This window comes from Pseudomonas sp. WS 5412, assembly GCF_012985615.1.
Classification (GTDB): Bacteria; Pseudomonadota; Gammaproteobacteria; order Pseudomonadales; family Pseudomonadaceae; genus Aquipseudomonas; species Aquipseudomonas shahriarae.
On the sequence record NZ_JAARMB010000007.1, the window covers coordinates 160,229 to 180,035 of the forward strand.

General features: G+C 61.6%; 19 protein-coding genes. 14 read left to right on the forward strand and 5 right to left on the reverse strand.

The window, feature by feature from the left end:
- Window positions 1-22: 22 nt before the first annotated feature.
- From cysN to HBR94_RS12100, 3 genes are all read right to left on the reverse strand, one after another.
- Window positions 23-1,921, reverse strand: a complete 1,899-nt coding sequence (gene cysN, locus HBR94_RS12090; protein ID WP_057958315.1) for a sulfate adenylyltransferase subunit CysN — start codon at window positions 1,919-1,921, stop codon at window positions 23-25.
- A 9-nt stretch (window positions 1,922-1,930) separates the two neighbouring features.
- Window positions 1,931-2,848: a sulfate adenylyltransferase subunit CysD gene (gene cysD / locus HBR94_RS12095; RefSeq protein ID WP_057437780.1), complete on the reverse strand. Its 918-nt coding sequence runs from the start codon at window positions 2,846-2,848 to the stop codon at window positions 1,931-1,933.
- Window positions 2,849-3,007: 159 nt separating this feature from the next.
- On the reverse strand, window positions 3,008-3,766 hold the full coding sequence (locus HBR94_RS12100; protein ID WP_057958314.1) for a Nif3-like dinuclear metal center hexameric protein: 759 nt from the start codon (window positions 3,764-3,766) through the stop codon (window positions 3,008-3,010).
- 102 nt (window positions 3,767-3,868) lie between these two features.
- On the opposite strand from HBR94_RS12100, the gene algW reads away from it, so the two are divergent.
- From algW to HBR94_RS12115, 3 genes are all read left to right on the forward strand, one after another.
- Window positions 3,869-5,023: a Do family serine endopeptidase AlgW gene (gene algW / locus HBR94_RS12105; protein ID WP_057437778.1), complete on the forward strand. Its 1,155-nt coding sequence runs from the start codon at window positions 3,869-3,871 to the stop codon at window positions 5,021-5,023.
- Between the two features lie 75 nt (window positions 5,024-5,098).
- Complete coding sequence (locus HBR94_RS12110; protein ID WP_170044855.1) at window positions 5,099-7,207, forward strand: TonB-dependent receptor; 2,109 nt, start codon at window positions 5,099-5,101, stop codon at window positions 7,205-7,207.
- 12 nt (window positions 7,208-7,219) lie between these two features.
- Window positions 7,220-7,939 (forward strand): DUF4198 domain-containing protein, encoded by a 720-nt coding sequence (locus tag HBR94_RS12115; protein WP_057958312.1) that lies wholly within the window; start codon window positions 7,220-7,222, stop codon window positions 7,937-7,939.
- 63 nt (window positions 7,940-8,002) lie between these two features.
- Here HBR94_RS12115 and hemH read toward each other — a convergent pair whose 3' ends face one another.
- Entirely contained in the window at window positions 8,003-9,025 is a 1,023-nt protein-coding gene (hemH, locus tag HBR94_RS12120) for a ferrochelatase (protein ID WP_057958311.1), read from the reverse strand.
- Window positions 9,026-9,039: 14 nt separating this feature from the next.
- Window positions 9,040-9,939, reverse strand: coding sequence for a TIGR01777 family oxidoreductase (locus HBR94_RS12125; RefSeq protein ID WP_057437775.1), 900 nt, complete (start codon window positions 9,937-9,939; stop codon window positions 9,040-9,042).
- 197 nt (window positions 9,940-10,136) lie between these two features.
- Between HBR94_RS12125 and HBR94_RS12130 the strand changes: the two genes are divergently transcribed.
- The 11 genes from HBR94_RS12130 (at window position 10,137) to HBR94_RS12180 (ending at window position 19,769) form a co-directional block, all read left to right on the forward strand.
- Window positions 10,137-11,123 carry an NAD(P)/FAD-dependent oxidoreductase gene (locus HBR94_RS12130; protein ID WP_057437773.1) on the forward strand — a complete coding sequence of 329 codons (987 nt, stop codon included), beginning with the start codon at window positions 10,137-10,139 and terminating at the stop codon, window positions 11,121-11,123.
- Window positions 11,120-11,335 (forward strand): TIGR02450 family Trp-rich protein, encoded by a 216-nt coding sequence (locus tag HBR94_RS12135; protein ID WP_057437771.1) that lies wholly within the window; start codon window positions 11,120-11,122, stop codon window positions 11,333-11,335. Before HBR94_RS12130 ends, HBR94_RS12135 begins: the two co-directional genes overlap by 4 nt.
- A 122-nt stretch (window positions 11,336-11,457) precedes the next feature.
- On the forward strand, window positions 11,458-12,417 hold the full coding sequence (locus HBR94_RS12140; RefSeq protein WP_170044892.1) for a DUF523 and DUF1722 domain-containing protein: 960 nt from the start codon (window positions 11,458-11,460) through the stop codon (window positions 12,415-12,417).
- A gap of 3 nt (window positions 12,418-12,420) precedes the next feature.
- On the forward strand, window positions 12,421-13,356 hold the full coding sequence (locus HBR94_RS12145; RefSeq protein WP_170044856.1) for a MerR family transcriptional regulator: 936 nt from the start codon (window positions 12,421-12,423) through the stop codon (window positions 13,354-13,356).
- Entirely contained in the window at window positions 13,356-14,801 is a 1,446-nt protein-coding gene (gene phrB, locus HBR94_RS12150) for a deoxyribodipyrimidine photo-lyase (protein WP_170044857.1), read from the forward strand. The genes HBR94_RS12145 and phrB overlap by 1 nt, the downstream gene beginning before the upstream one ends.
- Window positions 14,794-15,216, forward strand: a complete 423-nt coding sequence (locus HBR94_RS12155) for a nuclear transport factor 2 family protein (protein WP_057437765.1) — start codon at window positions 14,794-14,796, stop codon at window positions 15,214-15,216. Before phrB ends, HBR94_RS12155 begins: the two co-directional genes overlap by 8 nt.
- The gene (locus HBR94_RS12160; RefSeq protein ID WP_170044858.1) at window positions 15,213-15,995 is read left to right on the forward strand and encodes an SDR family NAD(P)-dependent oxidoreductase; all 783 of its coding nucleotides are present in this window, start codon (window positions 15,213-15,215) and stop codon (window positions 15,993-15,995) included. Before HBR94_RS12155 ends, HBR94_RS12160 begins: the two co-directional genes overlap by 4 nt.
- Window positions 15,992-17,239 carry an FAD-dependent oxidoreductase gene (locus HBR94_RS12165; protein ID WP_057444542.1) on the forward strand — a complete coding sequence of 416 codons (1,248 nt, stop codon included), beginning with the start codon at window positions 15,992-15,994 and terminating at the stop codon, window positions 17,237-17,239. The genes HBR94_RS12160 and HBR94_RS12165 overlap by 4 nt, the downstream gene beginning before the upstream one ends.
- Window positions 17,236-18,039 carry a DUF1365 domain-containing protein gene (locus HBR94_RS12170; RefSeq protein WP_057958306.1) on the forward strand — a complete coding sequence of 268 codons (804 nt, stop codon included), beginning with the start codon at window positions 17,236-17,238 and terminating at the stop codon, window positions 18,037-18,039. Before HBR94_RS12165 ends, HBR94_RS12170 begins: the two co-directional genes overlap by 4 nt.
- Window positions 18,026-19,297: a cyclopropane-fatty-acyl-phospholipid synthase family protein gene (locus HBR94_RS12175; RefSeq protein WP_170044859.1), complete on the forward strand. Its 1,272-nt coding sequence runs from the start codon at window positions 18,026-18,028 to the stop codon at window positions 19,295-19,297. The genes HBR94_RS12170 and HBR94_RS12175 overlap by 14 nt, the downstream gene beginning before the upstream one ends.
- The gene (locus HBR94_RS12180; RefSeq protein ID WP_057444544.1) at window positions 19,290-19,769 is read left to right on the forward strand and encodes a DUF2878 domain-containing protein; all 480 of its coding nucleotides are present in this window, start codon (window positions 19,290-19,292) and stop codon (window positions 19,767-19,769) included. The genes HBR94_RS12175 and HBR94_RS12180 overlap by 8 nt, the downstream gene beginning before the upstream one ends.
- Window positions 19,770-19,807: the final 38 nt, after the last annotated feature.

Below are 19,807 nucleotides of genomic sequence, written 5' to 3' on the forward strand. Positions count from 1 at the left end.
GGCTTTTTTGTGGCAGCGAGGTTTAGATCGCGCCGCGCTGGCGCAACAGCTCCAGCACTTGCTTGACGCTGTCGTCCAGCGACAGGGCCTGGGTGTCGAGCACCAGGTCGGCATTCAACGGCACGTCGTACGGGAACGACTCACCAGGGATGTTATCCCCACCCGCAGCATACAGGCCTTGCGGGTCACGCTCGGCACACACCAACGGCGAGGCCTGCACGTACACGGTCAGCAAACGATCACTGCCGATCAACGCCTTGGCCTGTTCACGGCCCTCGGCATCCGGCGCCACGAAGGCCGCCAGGGTCAGCAAGCCGGCTTCGTTGAACTGACGCGCCACGTGAGCAGCACGCCGCCAGTTCTCGGTACGCCCGGCTCGGTCCTGTGGCAGACCTTTATTGAGGTCATGGCGCAGGTTCTGGCCATCGAGCACAAACACCGCACGGCCCATGTCGAACAATTTACGCTCAACTGCATAGGCCAAGGTGCTCTTGCCTGCGCCCGACAGGCCGCTGAACAACACGGTGGCCGGCTGCTGGCCGAAACGCTGGGCGCGCTCTTCGGTGGCCACGTGGGCCAGCTTGCCGTGCTGCGCCGCGCTGCCATGGCTGACCGGTGGTGCGATGATCATGCCCGCGGCCACAGTGCCGTTGGTCAGGCGATCAATCACGATAAAGGCGCCGGTGGTGCGGTTGCTGGCGTAACCGTCCAGGGCAATCGCCGCGTCGAGGCTGACCTTGACCCGACCGATCTCGTTCAGTTGCAAGGCACTGGCTGGGCCTTCTTCCAAGGTGTTCACATCCACACGATGCACGATGCTGGTGATGGAACCCGGCACGTAGCTGGTAGCACGCTTGATGTCGTATTTCTTGCCCGGCAGCATCGGCTCCTCGGCCATCCACACCAGCATGGCGTCGAAGGCGTCGGTCACTTGCGGCACGTTGTCGGCATGCACCAGCAGGTCGCCACGGGAGATGTCGATCTCGTCTTCCATGGTCAGGGTCACGGCCTGGCCTGGGCCTGCGTGCTCCAGCTCACCTTCGAAGGTGACGATGGATTTGATGCGGCTGCTCTTGCCCGACGGCAACACCACCACTTCGTCGCCCTTGTGCACGATGCCGCTGGCCAGGGTGCCGGCGAAACCACGGAAGTTCAGGTTCGGGCGGTTGACGTACTGCACCGGGAAACGCAGGTCGGTGTAGTTGCGGTCGTTGGCGATCTCGACGGTTTCGAGGATCTCCATCAGCGACTGGCCGGTGTACCACGGCGAACGCTCGCTCTTGTTCACCACGTTGTCGCCCTTGAGCGCCGACATCGGCACAAAGGCCATGGTGCTCGGCTTGAACGCAATGCCCTCGGCAAACTTCAGGTAGTCGGCCTTGATCGACTCGAAGATACTCTCGTCGAAACCGTTGAGGTCCATCTTGTTGATCGCGATGACGATGTGCTTGATGCCCAACAGCGAGGCGATAAAGCTGTGGCGACGGGTCTGGGTCTGCACGCCGTAGCGCGCATCCACCAGGATGATCGCCAGGTCACAGGTGGACGCACCGGTGGCCATGTTGCGGGTGTACTGCTCATGACCGGGGGTGTCGGCGATGATGAATTTGCGCTTGGCGGTGGAGAAATAGCGGTAGGCCACATCAATGGTGATGCCCTGCTCACGCTCGGCCTGCAGGCCGTCGACCAGCAAAGCCAGGTCGATATCGTCACCGGTGGTGCCGACTTTCTTCGAATCGCGGGTGATGGCTTCCAGATGGTCTTCGTAGATCATCTTGGAGTCGTGCAGCAGGCGCCCGATCAGGGTGCTCTTGCCGTCGTCGACGTTGCCACAGGTCAGAAAGCGCAGCATTTCCTTGCGTTCGTGCTGGCCCAGGTAGGCGAGGATGTCCTCGCTGATCAAATCAGATTGATGCGACATGACAGCCCCTTAGAAATAACCTTGACGTTTTTTATCTTCCATCGAGCCTGCACCATCGTGGTCGATGACACGGCCCTGGCGCTCGGAAGTTCGCGTCAGGAGCATTTCCTGGATGATGTCCGTCAGCGTCTCGGCTTCGGACTCCACCGCGCCCGTCAACGGGTAGCAGCCAAGGGTACGGAAACGGACTTTCTTTTTGACGATGCGGGCTTTGTCCTCGTCGGACAGGTGCTCGAGGATGCGCTCGTCGTCGATCATGATCAGCGTGCCGTTCTTCTCGATCACTTCACGTTCGGCGGCGAAGTACAGCGGCACGATGGGGATGCCTTCCAGATAGATGTACTGCCAGATATCCAGCTCGGTCCAGTTGGACAGCGGGAACACGCGGATCGACTCGCCCTTGTTGACGTTGCCGTTGTAGACGTTCCACAGCTCCGGGCGCTGGTTTTTCGGGTCCCAGCGGTGCTTGCTGTCGCGGAACGAGTACACACGCTCTTTGGCGCGGGATTTCTCTTCATCGCGACGGGCGCCGCCGAAGGCTGCGTCGAAACCATGCTGGTCCAAGGCTTGTTTCAGGCCTTCGGTCTTCATGATGTCGGTGTGCTTGGCGCTGCCGTGGGTGAACGGGTTGATGCCCTGCGCCACACCGTCCGGGTTGACGTGAGTGATCAGCTCCAGGCCCAGTTCCTCGACCATGCGGTCGCGAAACTTGTACATTTCCTGGAATTTCCACTGGGTGTCCACATGCATCACCGGAAACGGCAGCTTGCCCGGGAAGAATGCCTTGCGCGCCAGATGCAGCATCACGGCGGAGTCTTTGCCGATGGAGTAGAGCATCACGGGGTTGTCGAACTCGGCGGCAACCTCACGGATGATGTGGATGCTCTCCGCCTCCAGCTGTTTCAGATGCGTCAGTTTGTCGACCATGGCTACTCACGGAAAAACGATCTTATGGACGGCCTGCGGGCCGTGTTCGAGCGAGGCATGCTAGCACAGCACCTGCTTCTATTCAGGGAGCTGGCTAGATCGAAACGGTATATGGATATACCGCTCGGTTTGCCTGCAATGACGGGCCTGTGGGGAGGCTTAGATCGGGTTGGGGCAGTCGATAAACAGGTGCTCGAGGGCAAAGCGCCGGGCCAGGTAATCGCCCAGGGCCTGCACGCCATAACGCTCGGTGGCATGATGGCCGGCGGCGATAAAGCTGATGTCGTTTTCCCGGGCACTGTGGAAAGTCTGTTCCGAGGCCTCGCCGCTGAGGTACAAATCCACCCCGGCCAGCACGGCCTGGTCGATGTAGCCCTGGCCGCCGCCGGTGCACCAGCCCACGCGGCGGATCATCGCGCTGCCTTCGATCAGCAGCGGCTCGCGGCCCATGGCTTCCTGCACACGGCGGGCGAAATCCCGTGCCGACAGGGGCTCGGCCAAGGAGCCGACCAGGCCGACGACCTTGAGGTTGTCCGGGTCCAGCGGGCCTTCGACGGTGATGTCCAACTGGCGGGCCAACTGCACGTTGTTGCCCACGTCCGGGTGCAGGTCCAGCGGCAGGTGGTAGGCCAGGAGGCTGATGTCGTGCTTGAGCAGGGTCTTGAGGCGGCGCTGTTTCATGCCGGTGATGCACGGGCTCTCGCCTTTCCAGAAATAACCGTGATGCACCAGCACCAGGTCGGCCTTGGCCTCCACCGCCGCGTCGAGCAGCGCTTGGCTGGCAGTCACGCCACTGACAATGCGCAACACCTGCGGCCGGCCTTCGACCTGCAGGCCATTGGGGCAGTAATCGGCAATTTTCGCGCTGTTCAAGTAGCGATCCGCTTCTTCAACCAGGGTGCTCAGGGCGACGGCCATAAAAGACTCCTAAATATCCCGTTCAGAGGCGCTCGCGGCCTCGTATAATGCGCGACATTATGGGCGCTCCCGCGCCCCCTGCAACCTGTCAGGACTTACTTGATGCTCAAGGCGCTGCGTTTTTTTGGATGGCCATTGTTGGCCGGCGTGCTGATCGCGATGCTGATTATTCAGCGTTATCCGCAATGGGTCGGCCTGCCAAGCCTGGACGTCAACCTGCAACAGGCACCGCAAACCAGCGCGGTGCAACAAGGCCCGGTGACCTACGCCGATGCGGTGGTGGTCGCTGCGCCCGCAGTGGTCAACCTATACACCACCAAAGTCATCAATAAACCGGCGCACCCGCTGTTTGAAGACCCACAGTTCCGGCGGTTCTTCGGTGACAATTCGCCCAAGCAGCGCCGCATGGAGTCGAGCCTCGGCTCCGGGGTGATCATGAGCCCCGAAGGCTACATCCTGACCAACAACCATGTAAGCACCGGGGCCGACCAGATTGTCGTGGCCCTGCGCGATGGCCGCGAAACCCTGGCGCGGGTGGTGGGCAGCGACCCGGAAACCGACCTTGCGGTCCTGAAGATCGACCTGAAGAACCTGCCCTCCATCACCATCGGCCGCTCCGAAAGCCTGCGGGTCGGTGATGTGGCCTTGGCGATCGGCAACCCGTTCGGCGTCGGCCAGACCGTGACCATGGGCATCATCAGCGCCACCGGGCGTAATCAGTTGGGCCTTAACAGCTACGAAGACTTTATCCAGACCGACGCGGCGATCAACCCGGGCAATTCCGGCGGCGCGCTGGTGGACGCCAATGGCAACCTGACCGGCATCAACACGGCGATTTTTTCCAAGTCCGGCGGCTCCCAGGGCATCGGTTTTGCGATCCCGGTGAAGCTGGCGATGGAAGTGATGAAGTCGATCATCGAGCACGGCCAGGTGATCCGTGGCTGGCTGGGGATTGAAGTGCAACCGCTGACCAAGGAGCTGTCGGAGTCGTTTGGCCTGACCGGGCGCCCAGGCATCGTGATTGCCGGCATCCTGCGCGGCGGCCCGGCGGAGAAAGCCGGGATGCAGGTGGGCGATGTGATCCTCAGCATCGACGGTGAACCGGCGGGCGATGGTCGCCGTTCGATGAACCAGGTGGCGCGGATCAAACCGACGGAAAAGGTCGCGATCCAGGTGATGCGCAACGGCAAAGAGATCAAGCTGCTGGCCGAAGTGGGCCTGCGCCCGCCGCCCGCCCCGGTGAAAGAGCAGGAATAAAGGGCGATCCTTAAAGAGATACACTCTCAATAGTAATGTTATATTATTTCAATATTGATATTGGAATGTTAGACCATGACGTCTCGAAAGTTTGCGCCCCTGGCCGGTCTCGCCCTGGGATTGCTGGTGGACCCGGTGTTTGCAGAAGACACCAACACCCTTGAACTGGGCACCACCAGCATCACCGGCGAGGCGTATGAATCCGCTACCGGCCCGGTCACGGGTTACCGTGCGACCCGCTCGGCCAGCGGGACCAAGACCGACACCGCCCTGCGGGATATCCCACAGTCAATCAGCGTGATCCCCACCACAGTGCTCAAGGACCTGGGCAGCAACAACGTCGAGCGCGCCCTGGAGTTTGCCGGCGGGGTGTCCAAGCAGAACAACTTCGGTGGCCTGACCCTTTACGAATACAGTATTCGCGGCTTCACCACCTCGGCGTTCTACCAGGATGGTTTCAGCGCCAACCGTGGCTACCCGAGCACGCCGGACACGGCCAATATCGAACGTATCGAAGTGCTCAAGGGCCCCGCCGCCAGTCTCTATGGCCGTGGCGATCCCGGCGGCACCGTGAATATCGTCACCAAAAAGCCCCAAGCCGAAGCCTTTACCACCCTGCAGACCAGCGCCGGCAGTTGGGACCGCTACCGCACCGCCGTCGATATCAACACCCCGCTGGACAGCGAAGGCAATGTGCTGTCGCGGGTCAATCTGGCAGTGGAAGACAACCACAGCTTTCGTGACCACGTGCAGAGCAAGCGGGTGTTTGTCGCCCCTTCGTTCAGTTGGCAACTGGACCCGGACACCAGCCTGTTGGTGGAAAGTGAGTTCGTGCGCCACAGCTCAACGTTCGACCGGGGCATCGTCGCGCCGAATGACCGCTGGAGCGGCATGTCCCGCTCGACCTTCCTCGGCGAGCCCAACGACGGCGATATCGACAACCACAATAACCGCCTGCAAGCCACCCTCGAGCATCACTTGAACGATGCCTGGAAACTGCGCCTGGCCAGCCATTACAAACAAGGCAGCCTCTGGGGCCACGCCTCGGAAAGCCGCCCGCTGAATGCCGATGGGCATACCGTCAACCGCCGTTACCGCGAACGCTCCACGGGTTGGCACGACAGCATCACCCAGTTGGAGCTGCGCGGTCTGTTCGATATCGGCAGTTGGCAGCATGAATTGCTGATCGGCACCGAGTACGAGGACTACCGCAAGAAAGAACGGGTGACCGCCATCGCCGGCAGCTACCCGATTGATATCTACCAACCGGTCTATGGCCAGCCCAAGCCCAATGGCAAGCCCACGGGCACTGATTTTTTCACCCAGGTGAAAAGCCAGGCGCTGAACCTGCAAGACCAGATCGTATTTACCGACCGCCTGCGCGGCCTGGTGGGCGTGCGCCTGGAGCACGTCGAGCAAAGCTCAGAGGACTTCACCCGCAACGGCGCCAAGAGCCAGAAAACCCACGATGTCATGACCCAGCGGGCCGGCCTGCTGTATCAACTGACCCCGCAGGTGGGGCTGTTTGCCAACGCCAGTACCTCGTTCAAGCCGCAAAGTGACCTGGACGCAGCCGGTAAATTCCTCGAGCCCGAAGAAGGCGTTGGTTATGAAGTCGGTATCAAGACAGAGCTGTTCGACGACCGCCTGAGCGCCACCGTCGCCGCCTTCCATATCAATAAAGAAAACACCCTGGCCACCGACCCGGCCACCGACCTCAAGCGCGCCATTGGCAAGGCCCGCAGCCAGGGGGTTGACCTGCAACTGAGCGGGCAATTGACTGACGCTGTGCGGGTGATTGGTGCCCTGGCCTACATCGATGCGCAAGTGACCAAGGGTGACAAAGACATCCCCACCGGCAGCCGCGTCCCTGGCGTGGCCAAGCGCAGTGGCAGCCTGTTGGGCGTGTATGAGTTCCAGGATGGCGCCCTGCGGGGCTCGGATCTGGGCGCGGCCTTTACCTACGTCGGCGACCGCTCGGGCGAGGCCGGTAAAAGCTTCGAGTTGCCGGCCTACCACACGGTCGACCTGCTGGCCCATTACAAGGCCAGCGACAACCTCACCGTGGGCCTGAACCTCAACAACCTGTTCGATGAAAAGTACTACGAGCGCTCCTACAGCAACTACTGGGTAACACCCGGAGAGCCGCGCAACTTCACCGTCAGCCTGACCCTCAATCTGTAAAAGGACCTCACCATGCAAGCGCTCAAATCATTGGCCGTGCTCGGCCTGCTATTCGCCACCCAGGTATCGGCCCACGGTCTGTGGACCGAGCAACGCCGGGGGCATATCGAGGTGGTCTATGGCCACGGTGCCGAAGACGAAGCCTTCAAGGCCAGGAAAGTCAGCGGCGCCTGGGCCTATGACGCCAGTGGCCGGATGATCCCGGTGACCGTACAACGCCTGGACGACCAGGCGCGCCTGCAACCGCTCAAATCTCCTGCGGTGCTGGCCGTGGCGTTTGATAACGGCCTGTGGACGCAAACCCCAGACAAGAAATGGGTGAACAAGGGCCACAGCCAGGTGCCGGGCGCCGTCGAAACGACCCAGGCCCTGAAGTACAGCCTGGCGATCTATCAGGCCGGGGCAAAACTGCCCAAGCTGGATCAGTTGAGGATGGTGATCGTGCCCGAAGTCGACCCGCTGACCGTCGGCCCAGGCCAATCGCTGCCTGTACGGGTGCTGATCGACGGCAAGCCCGCCGCCGGAATCAAGTTGATTGGCGACTACCGCAGCGCGCCGAACACCTTGAGTACCGAGACCGACAAGGATGGCCGGGCCCAGGTACTGGTGCGCAATGAAGCGCTGAATGTGATTGCGGCGCAGGCACAAGTGCCGGTCAAAGATAACGGCGAGGTCCACATCCGAGCGCTGTTCAGCTCACTGACCTTTCTTGGCCAGCCCCATCACGAGTAAAGCCCGCTGAAGCCATGTGGGAACTGGCTTGTATGGGAGCCAGCTCCCGTACAAGCCGCCACATTAGAGGCTGACGGGCGCTCTTTCGCACAAGGTGTTAAGTGCCGCCGCCCACTGCGGATCATCATTGAGGCACGGCACCAGCACTAACTCCTCGCCCCCGGCTTCGCGGAACTGTTCCAGGCCGCGATCACCGATCTCCTCCAGGGTCTCGATGCAATCGGCGACAAACGCCGGGCACATCACCAGCAACTTCTTCACCCCCTGCTGAGCCAGGGCCTCCAGGCGGGCCTCGGTGTAGGGTTCGATCCACTTCGCCCGGCCCAGGCGCGACTGGAACGCCACCGACCATTTACCCTCAGGCAGGCCCATGCGCGCGGCAAAGTCGCGGGCGACGCTGAAGCATTGCCCGCGATAACAGGTGGTACGCACCTCAGGCGACGCATTGGCGCAGCAGTCGCCCGCACCGTCCAGGGAATGCCCGGGGTTGAGTTTATTCAGATGGCGTTCCGGCAGGCCATGGAAGCTGAACAGCAGGTGATCGTAATCCTGCTGCAAATGCGGCCTGGCACTGGCCACCAGGGCATCGAGGTATTCCGGCTGGTCGTAGAACGGTTGCAGGATCGAGAACTGCAGGTCGAGTTTCTTCTCGCGCACCACCCGCCGCGCTTCTTCGATCACCGTGGTCACGGTGCTGTCGGCAAACTGTGGATACAACGGCGCCAGCGTGACCTTATGGATGCCCTGGCCGGCCAGGCGGGTCAGCACGCTTTCAATCGACGGTTCGCCATAACGCATCGCCAGTTCCACCGGGCCATGGGTCCATTGGCTGGTCATCTGCTGCTGCAGGCGGCGACTGAGGACCACCAGCGGCGAGCCTTCGTCCCACCAGATCGAGGCGTAGGCGTGGGCCGACTGCTCGGGACGCTTGATCAGGATCAGCGACACCAGCAAGCGCCGCACCGGCCATGGCAGGTCGATCACATACGGGTCCATCAAGAACTGATTGAGGTAGCTGCGCACATCGGCCACCGAAGTGGACGCCGGCGAGCCCAGGTTGACCAGTAACAACGCGTGATCCGTCATGCAACATCCTATCTCTAGAGGCGGCTGGACAAGTCGTCCAGGGCCGCGTGCAACTCAGTGAACTGAAAAGTGAAACCGGCGGCCAACAACCGCTCGGGTAGCGCCTTCTGCCCGCCCAGCAACAGGCCGGACAACTCGCCCAAACCCACCCGCAAGGCAAACGCCGGCATCGGCATAAACGCCGGGCGGTGCAGCACCTGGCCCAGGGTCTTGGCAAACTCGCGGTTACGCACCGGCTGGGGCGCGCAGGCATTATAAGGACCGCTGGCGTCAGGTTTGTGTAGAAGAAAATCAATCAGGGCGATTTGATCCTTGATATGCACCCACGGCATCCACTGCCGACCGTTACCGATAGGCCCGCCCAGCGCCAGTTTAAAGGGCAGTAACAACCGCGACAAAAAGCCGCCCTCGGCCGCTAGCACCAGGCCAGTACGCACCAGCACCACCCGCAGGCCGAAGGCCTCGGCGCGCTGGGCGGTTTCTTCCCAGGCAATGCACAACTGGCTGGGAAAATCGTCCAGCACCGGGCCGCTGGCTTCGGTCAGCTCGCGCTCACCGCCATCGCCATACCAGCCCACCGCCGACCCGGAAATCAACACCGCAGGTTTTACCGCCAGGCCTTCAAGCCAGGCCAGCAAGGTTTCCGTCAGGCTGATCCGACTGCTCCACAGCAATGCCTTGCGTTTATGGGTCCAGAGCCGGTCGGCGATCGGCGCGCCGGCCAGGTTGATAACAGCATCCACCGGCTGCGTTACATCCTGCAAACGGGCAACGCCCTTCACCTGCGCACCGCACAGGGTGGCGACCTGCGCGGGATTGCGGCTCCATACCGTCAACTGATGCCCCTGGGCGCTCCAGTACTGGCAAAGCTGGCGGCCGATCAGACCGGTACCGCCGGTCAGCAAAATATGCATGAGATCTTCCTCCTGTAACGTTGGCCGAGCATCGCTGGTCTATTTTATAAGCAGGGATCTTTTTAATCGGGCGCGACCTACGTTTAACCATAGGCCACGCCACACGTTAAGGCATGCCGAAACTTATACCAAAAAACAATATTGTACAGCTATTGGTGTCGGCGTAGTCTGTACCCAAAGGTAAAACGAGGCCTCCCATGACTGTTCCCATCGCGATCATCGGTACCGGCATCGCCGGACTTTCGGCCGCCCGAGCGTTAAAAGATGCCGGGCACGCTGTACAACTCTTCGATAAAAGCCGCGGCAGTGGCGGGCGCATGTCCAGCAAGCGCAGCGAGGCCGGCACACTGGACCTTGGCGCGCAGTACTTCACCGCCCGCGACCGACGCTTCGTCGATGAAGTACAACGCTGGCAAGCCAATGGCTGGGTTGCCGAGTGGGAACCGCAACTCTACAACTGCCAATCCGGCCAACTGAGCCCTTCTCCCGATGAGCAGACCCGCTGGGTCGGCACCCCGCGCATGAGCGCCATCACCCGCGCACTGCTGGACGACCTGCCGGTGGAGTTCGGCTGCCGTATCACCGAAGTGTTCCAGGGCCAGCAACACTGGAACCTGCTGGACGCCGACGGTGGCAACCATGGCCCCTTCAGCCACGTAATCATTGCCACCCCGGCGCACCAGGCCACGGCCCTGCTGGCCGCGGCGCCGAAACTGGCGAGCACGGCAGCCGGGGTGAAAATGGACCCGACCTGGGCCATTGCCCTGGCCTTCGACACGCCGCTGGATACGCCGATGGAAGGCTGCTTTGTACAAGACAGCCCCCTCGACTGGCTGGCCCGCAACCGCAGCAAACCAGGGCGTGACGCCACGCCAGATACCTGGATCCTGCACGCCACCAGTGCCTGGAGCAAACAGCACCTGGACCTGCCCAAGGAAGCCATCATCGAATTGCTGCACGGCGCCTTTGCCGAATTGCTGCATTGCAGCATGCCGGCGCCCTCCTTCAGCCTCGCCCACCGCTGGCTGTACGCCCGCCCGGCGGGCAGCCATGAATGGGGAGTACTGGCGGATGCCGACCTGGGCCTGTACGTGTGTGGCGACTGGTGCCTGTCAGGCAGGGTCGAAGGCGCGTGGCTAAGCGGCCAGGAAGCCGCGCGGCGCTTGCTCGGACACCTGCAATGAACCGCATCAATCCAACAAAACTGTTGCTCTCCAAATGGACAGCAACCCACCCGCGAAACAAGGAAAAACATTTCCTGGTCACCGAGTTGTTTCGCGATGAAGAAGACAACGTACTGGAGATTGAACTGCAAGCCGTCTTGACCCGGCGCGGAGAACGCCTGACCTGGCAAAGCCTGCAAGATGCCGAGCGCTGGAAAATGGGCTGGCAATAACCTCATCAAAAAACTTGTACAAACTATTTGACTTGTACAGCGCAAAACCTATGATGAGATTAGTTGTACAGAAAACATAAACTGTACAGGAATCTTGTCGAGGCTTTGCCATGTCCTGCAACGTGTCCGTCACCGGCAAACCAAAAATCGCCATCAGCGCCTGCCTGCTCGGCGAAAACGTGCGCTTCAACGGCGGGCACAAACAATCCCCCCTGTGCAGCCAGACACTCAGTGACTATTTCGACTTCGTGCCACTGTGCCCCGAAGTCGCTATTGGCCTGGGCATCCCCCGTGAGCCGATTCGCCTGGTGGGCGACCCACTCCAGCCGCAAGCCGTGGGCACGGTCCACCGCGAACTGAATGTGACCGGCGCACTGGATGAGTACGGCCAGCGCATGGCCGCCGAACATACGGACCTGTGCGGCTATATCTTCATGCAGAAATCACCGTCCTGCGGCCTGGAACGGGTCAAGGTCTACCGCGACAACGGCACCCCGGCCGAGGGCGGTGGGCGCGGCATCTATGCCCAGGCATTCTGCGCACGCCATCCCAACCTGCCGGTGGAGGAAGATGGCCGCCTGCACGACCCGGTGCTGCGGGAAAATTTCCTGACCCGGGTCTTTGTCTATGCCACATGGCAACAATTGCTGGCGCAGGGTCTGACCCGTCACCAGCTGCTGGCCTTCCACTCGCGCTATAAATACCTGCTGATGGCCCATAGTCCGGCCCACTACAAAAGCCTGGGCAACCTGCTGGGCAGCATGAGCAAGGACTGTGACCTGCCAGTGCTGGCCGCCGAGTATTTCAGCGAGCTGATGACGGCCCTGAAAAAGTGCGCCACCCGTGGCACCCATTCCAATGTGTTGCAGCACATCAGCGGTTACCTCAAGCAGGCCCTGAGCGCCGCAGACAAACAGGAAATACAGGCACTGATCAGCCAATACCGGCAAGGCATCGTGCCGCTGGTCGTGCCGCTGACCTTGCTCAAGCATCACTTTCGCCAACACCCGGACCGCTACATCGCGCAGCAGGCCTACCTGCAACCGCATCCGGAAAATCTCAGCCTGCGTAATGCGATCTAACCCATGAATGTTTCCCCGCAACCCCCTGCCCAACCCGTCGAAGATGTGGCCCTGGCCCTGGAACAAGGCTGGCTGCCGATTCGCGAAGTGGCCCGCCAGACCGGGGTCAACGCGGTGACCCTGCGCGCCTGGGAACGGCGTTACGGCCTGATCGTGCCGCAGCGTACGCCCAAGGGCCATCGGCTGTTCAACGCCGACCATGTGCAGCGTATCCAGACTATCCTGACGTGGCTCAACCGAGGCGTACCGGTAAGCCAGGTCAAGCAGTTGATCGACAACGCCCAGCCGGTGGACGACTGCGTCGAAAACGAATGGCAGAACCTGCGCCAGACCTTGATCCAGGCCATCGGTCAACTGGCCGAGCGCCGGGTCGACGACGTGTTCAACCAGGCCATGGCCCTTTACCCACCGCGTACCCTGTGCGAGCAACTGCTGTTGCCACTGCTCAAGGAGCTGGAGCAGCGCTGGCAAGGCCAGTTCGGCGCGCAGATGGAGCGGGTGTTTTTCCATTCCTGGCTGCGCAGCAAGTTCGGCGCACGGATGTATCACAACAACCGCCAGCTCAACGGCCCGCCATTGTTGCTGATCAACCATTCCGACCTGCCGCTCGAACCGCACCTGTGGCTGAGCGCCTGGCTGGCCAGCAGCGCCGATTGCCCGGTGGAAGTTTTCGACTGGCCGTTACCTACCGGCGAACTGGCCCTGGCCGTCGAGCACCTGCAACCGCGCGCCGTGCTGCTGTACTCGAGCAAGGCCCTCCATTTAGCGACCTTGCCGAAACTGCTGAGCGGCACCCACTGCCCGATCCTGATTGCCGGACCAACGGTGTGCATCCATCAAGCCGAGTTATCCGTATTAACTCAGGACACCCCTCAATTGGTGCTGGCCGAAGACCCCTTGTCGGCCCATCAGCTCCTGATCCAGCGTGGGCTTCTCTAATGCATCTGATCTGGCTGCGCAGCGACCTGCGCCTGCATGACAACACCGCCCTCGCTGCCGCCTGCCAGCGCGGCCCGACAGCGGCGGTGTACCTGATTACCGCCGATCAGTGGCTGGCCCATGACGATGCGCCGTGCAAGGTGGACTTCTGGCTGCGCAACCTCAAGGCCCTGAGCCTGGCCCTGGGAGAGCTGAATATTCCCCTGCTGATCCGCCATGCCGACACTTGGGACCAGGTGCCACAGGTACTGGTGCGGGTGTGCCAGGCCCTGTCAGTCGAGAGCGTGCACACCAACGAAGAATACGGGATCCACGAAAGCCGGCGCGATGCCGCCGTGGCCCAGGCTCTGGAAGCACACGGGGTGGGGTTTCACAGCTATCTGGACCAATTGCTGTTCCAGCCTGGCAGCGTATTGACCAAGACCGGCACTTACTTCCAGGTGTTCAGCCAGTTTCGCAAGGTCTGTTACAACCGCCTGCACAGTGCCCTGCCGCGCCGGGTGGCGACGCCCAAGGCGCAGGCCGCGCTGCCGTTCGCCAGTGATGCAGTTCCCGAGCAGGTCAAGGGATTTGCCCCGCCCAGCGACACCCTGCGCGCCCTTTGGCCGGCCGGTGAAGACGAGGCGCAGCGACGCCTTGCCCAGTTTGCCGACGCACAAATCAGCTATTACAAGGATGAACGCGACTTCCCGGCCAAGCCCGGCACCAGCCAACTGTCTGCGTACCTCGCCGCCGGCGTGATTTCGCCACGCCAGTGCCTGCATGCGGCGCTGCAAAGTAACCAGGGTGAATTCGAAAGCGGCGACATCGGCGCAATCACCTGGATCAACGAGTTGCTGTGGCGCGAGTTCTACAAACATATCCTGGTGGGTTACCCACAGGTGTCGCGCCATCGTGCCTTTCGCCCGGAAACCGAAGCTGTGGCCTGGCGCCACGCTCCCGCTGATCTGGCCGCCTGGCAAGAGGCACGCACCGGCCTGCCGATCATTGATGCCGCGATGCGCCAGCTCTTGGAAACCGGCTGGATGCATAACCGCCTGCGCATGGTGGTGGCGATGTTTCTGACCAAGAACCTGCTGATCGACTGGCGCGAAGGCGAGCGCTTTTTTATGCGCCACTTGATCGACGGCGATCTGGCGGCCAATAACGGCGGCTGGCAATGGAGTTCGTCCACCGGCACCGACTCGGCACCGTACTTCCGCATTTTCAGCCCGTTGAGCCAGTCCGAGAAATTCGATGGCGAAGGGCGTTTTATCAAGCAGTGGCTGCCACAACTGGCGGGATTGAACAAAAAGGAAGTGCACAACCCCGACGCTGTCGGCGGGCTGTTTGGCGTGGCCGACTACCCACGGCCCATCGTCGATCTGAAGTCTTCCCGCGAGCGGGCGCTGGCGGCCTTTCGTGCCCTGCCCTCACGCCAGGCGGCAGGGGGTGTGTATGAGTGATTTCCTGCGCCAGTTCGCCGAGTCCTTCGCCACCCTGGACAAACACAACCTGCACCGGCTCGACAGCCTGTACAGCCAGGACATAGCGTTTACCGATCCACTGCACCAGGTCCACGGCATCAGCGCGCTGAAGGCGTACTTTGCCGAGCTTTACAGCAACGTCGACCCATTGCATTTTGACTTCCACGGTTTCGACCACGTGGCCGAAGGCGAAGGTTACCTGCGCTGGACCATGAGCTTTTGCCACCCGCGGTTGGCGGGCGGCCAACAGATTCAGGTGCAAGGCTGCTCTCACCTGTTATGGCACGACAAGGTTTACCGGCACCGCGATTACTTTGATGCCGGAGCGCTGCTTTACGAACACCTGCCGGTACTCGGCCGGTTGATCCGTTGGTTGAAAGGGAGAATGGCATGAGCCTGACATCGCCACGCCGCTATTGGCTGACCGGGGCAAGCAGCGGTATCGGTGCGGCCCTGGCCGAAGAGTTGCTCGGCAGTGGGGCGCAGGTCGCGCTGAGTGCGCGCACCGAAGCACCGCTGGAGCAACTTGCGCAACGTTACCCCGGGCAAGTGCTGGTGGTCCCCGGCGACTTGACCAACAGCCAGGTGGTACGGGAAATCGGCGAGCACATCATGCAAACCTGGGGCGCCCTGGACACCGTGATCCTGAATGCCGGCACCTGCGAATATGTGGATGCCAAGCAGTTCGATGCGTCGATTATCGAACACGTGGTGCGCACCAACCTGCTGGCTAGCAGTTATTGCATCGAAGCCGCATTGCCGCTGCTGCGCGCCGGGTCAACCCCGCACCTGGTGGGCGTCGCCAGTGCCGTCACCTACCTGCCGATGCCCCGCGCAGAAGCCTACGGCGCGTCCAAGGCAGGCCTGCGCTATTTGTTCGAATCGCTGCGCATCGACCTGTCTCCCGAAGGCATTGATGTCACGGTGGTCAGCCCCGGCTTCGTCGATACGCCGTTGACCGAACGCAATGATTTCCCGATGCCCTTGAGCTGGCCGGCCGACAAGGCAGCGCGGCATATTTTCGGCAAACTGGAAAAACGCCCACTAGAGATCGCCTTCCCGGCACTGTTTATTGCCACCCTCTGGCCTTTGTCGAAACTGCCGAACCGCGCGCAACTGATCATCGGCAAGCGCATGCTGCGCAGCCCACCGCCACAAAAGGACGACCTGTGAAGATCGCCATTATCGGCAGTGGGATTTCCGGGCTGACCAGTGCCTACCTGCTCAGTCGCCGCCACGACATCACCCTGTTCGAAGCCGCCGACCGGATTGGTGGCCATACCCATACGGTAGACGTGACCGTCGATGGCAGACATTACGCGGTGGACACCGGCTTTATCGTGTTCAACGACTGGACCTACCCCAACTTCATCCGTTTGCTGAGGCAGATCGGCGTGCCGTTCAAACCGACCGAAATGAGCTTCTCGGTCTGTGCCCCAGAGGAAAACCTCGAGTACAACGGCAATAACCTCAACAGCCTGTTCGCCCAGCGCAGCAATATCCTGTCCCCCGGCTTCTGGGGGATGTTGCGCGATATCCTGCGCTTCAATCGCCAGGCGCCGCTGGATTTGCAGGAGCAACGCATCAGCGCACAGACGACCCTGGGCGAATACCTGCAGGCGGGCAACTACGGCCCACGCTTTATCCGGCACTACATCGTGCCCATGGGCGCGGCGATCTGGTCGATGCCCCTGGCGGACATGCTGGGGTTTCCGCTGCAGTTCTTCGTGCGCTTCTTCAAGAACCACGGCCTGCTGTCGGTGAACAATCGGCCGCAGTGGTGTGTGATCGAGGGCGGTTCCAGCCGTTATATCGAGCCCCTGACCGATTCGTTTCGCCAACAGATCCGCCTCAACTGCCCGGTGCAAAAAGTCGAGCGCACACTGGAAGGTGTGGTCATCCACAGTGCCGATGGCCGCGAAATTTTCGACAAGGTCGTCTTCGCCTGCCACAGCGACCAGGCCCTGGCCCTGCTGAACGACCCGAGCCAGGCTGAGCAGCAAATTCTTGGGGCAATAACCTACGCCGACAACGACGTGGCCCTGCACACCGACACCCGCTTGCTGCCCGATCGCCCACTGGCCTGGGCCAGCTGGAACTATCGACTGGACGCCAGTATGCACAAGCCAGCGGCCGTCACCTACGCCATGAACATCCTGCAAGGCATCGACAGCCCCACCACCTTTTGCGTGAGCCTCAATCAGACAGCAATTATCAACCCGCTGAAAATCCTTGCCCGCTACACCTATGCCCATCCCCAATACAGCCTGGCGGCGGTGGCGGCGCAAGCGCGCTGGGAAGAACTGCATGGCGCCCAGCACACCTATTATTGTGGGGCCTACTGGGCCAACGGCTTTCATGAAGACGGCGTGGTCAGTGCCCTGCGCGTGGCCCAGGCCTTCGGGGAAAACCTGTGAACAGCGCCCTCTACAGTGGCTGGATCGCCCATCGGCGATTTACCGCCAAGGGGCATGCGTTTCGCTATCGCATCGGCCTGCTGTACCTGGACCTCAGCGAACAGGAGCAGGTGCTGGGGCTGTCGCCGTTCGCCGGCCGTGGCCGCTTCGCGCCGTTTTCATTGCGCCAGCAGGACTACCTGCCTGAATTGACCCGCGACGGCACCTGTTTGACTGATGCCGTGCGCCAGGTGGTCAGTACGGCGTTGGGGCATACCCCACAGGGCACTGTCTGCCTGCTGACCCAGGTCCGCAGTTGGGGCCTGGCGTTCAACCCGGTGAGTTTCTTTTACTGCTTCGAGGCTGATGGGCAACTGGCGGCGATTGTCTGTGAAGTGACCAACACCCCGTGGCGCGAACGCTATCACTACGTGCTGCCGGCCCGCGCCCTGGCGGGCGGCGAGCACCAGCATTTCGCGGTGGCCAAGGCGTTTCATGTGTCGCCGTTCTTGCCCCGAGACCTGGAATACCGCATGAGCTTCAGCCCACCCGGCCAGCGCCTGGGGGTGCATATGGCCGACTGGCAGGGCGAGACCAAGGTGTTCGACGCCACCTTGAGCCTGCAACGCGAAGCCCTGGACCGCGCCAGCCTGCATCGCTACTTGTGGCGCTTCCCGTGGATGACCGCCAAGACCGGCCTGGCAATTTACTGGCAAGCCCTGCGCTTGCTGCTTAAACGCACACCGATTTTCCCCCATCAGGCCGCCGATGGCGCCTGTGCAACTGGGTATCCCAAGGATCGCCGCCATGAAATCCCCTAGCTTATCGGTCAAATCCAATCGCCTGAACGTCAATGGCCTGACCGGCGCGTTGTTGCGCAAGGCCGTGCTGCGTCAACTCGGCAACCTGCGTCACGGCCAACTGGTGGTGGTCGAGGACGGTGAGCGCCAGGTGTTCGGCGCACGGGAGGCGCACTTGCTGGGGGAAATCCAGATCCTCGACCCGGCGGTGTGGGGCCTGGTAGCCGCCAACGGTTCCATCGGCGCCGGCGAGGCGTTTATTCATGGTTACTGGAGTAGCCCGGACCTGACCGCGGTGGTGCGGGTGATGGTCAGCAACCTTGAGGTACTGGATGCCCTGGAAGGCGGCCTGGCCAAGTTGGCCCGCCCATTCACCCAGGGCCTGCACTGGCTCAACCGCAATACCCGCAAGGGCTCGCAAAAGAACATCGCTGCTCACTACGACCTGGGCAACGACCTGTTCCAGGAGTTTCTCGACCCGACCATGATGTATTCGGCGGCGCAGTTCCTCACCGACGACGACACCCTGGAACAGGCGCAGCTCAACAAGCTCGAACGCATCTGCCAGAAACTCGCGCTCAAGCCTTCGGACCACCTGCTGGAAATCGGCACCGGCTGGGGCAGCATGGCCCTGTACGCGGCGCAGCAGTATGGCTGCCGGGTCACCACGACCACCTTGTCCAAAGAGCAGTTTGCCTACACCGAACAGCGCATCCAGGCCCTGGGTTTGCAGAATCAGGTGACATTGCTGTTGCAGGACTACCGCGACTTGAGCGGGCAGTACGACAAACTGGTGTCCATTGAAATGATCGAGGCCGTGGGTCATCGTTTCCTGCCCACCTACTTCAAGCAATGCGCGCACTTGCTCAAGAGCGACGGGCTGATGCTGTTGCAGGCCATCACCATCCGCGAACAACGCTATGAACAGGCCAAGAGCAGCGTCGACTTTATCCAGCGCTACATTTTCCCCGGTGGCGCCCTGCCCTGTGTACAGAAGATGTTGCAGATTGTCAGTCGCGACACCGATATGAACCTGCTGCACATGGAAGACTTCGGCCTGCATTACGCGCGAACCCTGCGCTTGTGGCATGAGAATTTTCGCCGTGCCCATGGCCGCCTCACGGAACTGGGCTACGACGAATACTTCCTGCGGTTGTGGGAGTTCTATCTGTGCTACTGCGAAGGTGGTTTTATGGAACGCACCATCGGCACCGCGCAATTGCTGCTGGCCAAACCTGGCGCGGTGACACAACCACTGCTCGGGCGCTTCAATGCTTAAAAACCTGGCCAATGCCGCGCTGTTCCAGTGCGGCTGGTTTGCCTGTGTGATGGGTGGCGACAGCCTGTGGTTATTGCTCGGGCTGGGCGTGCTGGCGATCCACCTGCTGTGGATAACTTCGTGGGCCTTTGAAGGGCGGTTGATCTTGAGCGTGACCGTGCTGGGCACCCTGCTCGACACGCTGTTGCGCACGGCCGGTGTGTTTGAATTCAGTGATCCAGGCCCGTTGATTCCTCTGTGGTTGATCTTGCTGTGGGCGCTGCTGGCGACTACCTTGCGCCACTGCCTGGCCTGGAGCGCCCGGCCCTGGTGGCGCGCAAGCCTGCTGGGAGCAGTGGGCGGGCCGCTGTCGTACTACGCCGGTAGCCAGTTGGCAGGCGTGAGCTTCGGGTTTGCCACGGCCCCGACCCTGGCGGCCATCGCACTGCTGTGGGCTGTGGTATTTCCTGGCCTGCACCGGCTCGCGCGCTGACGTCCGTCAGAGCTTTCACACGCGCCCGACCGGCTTGC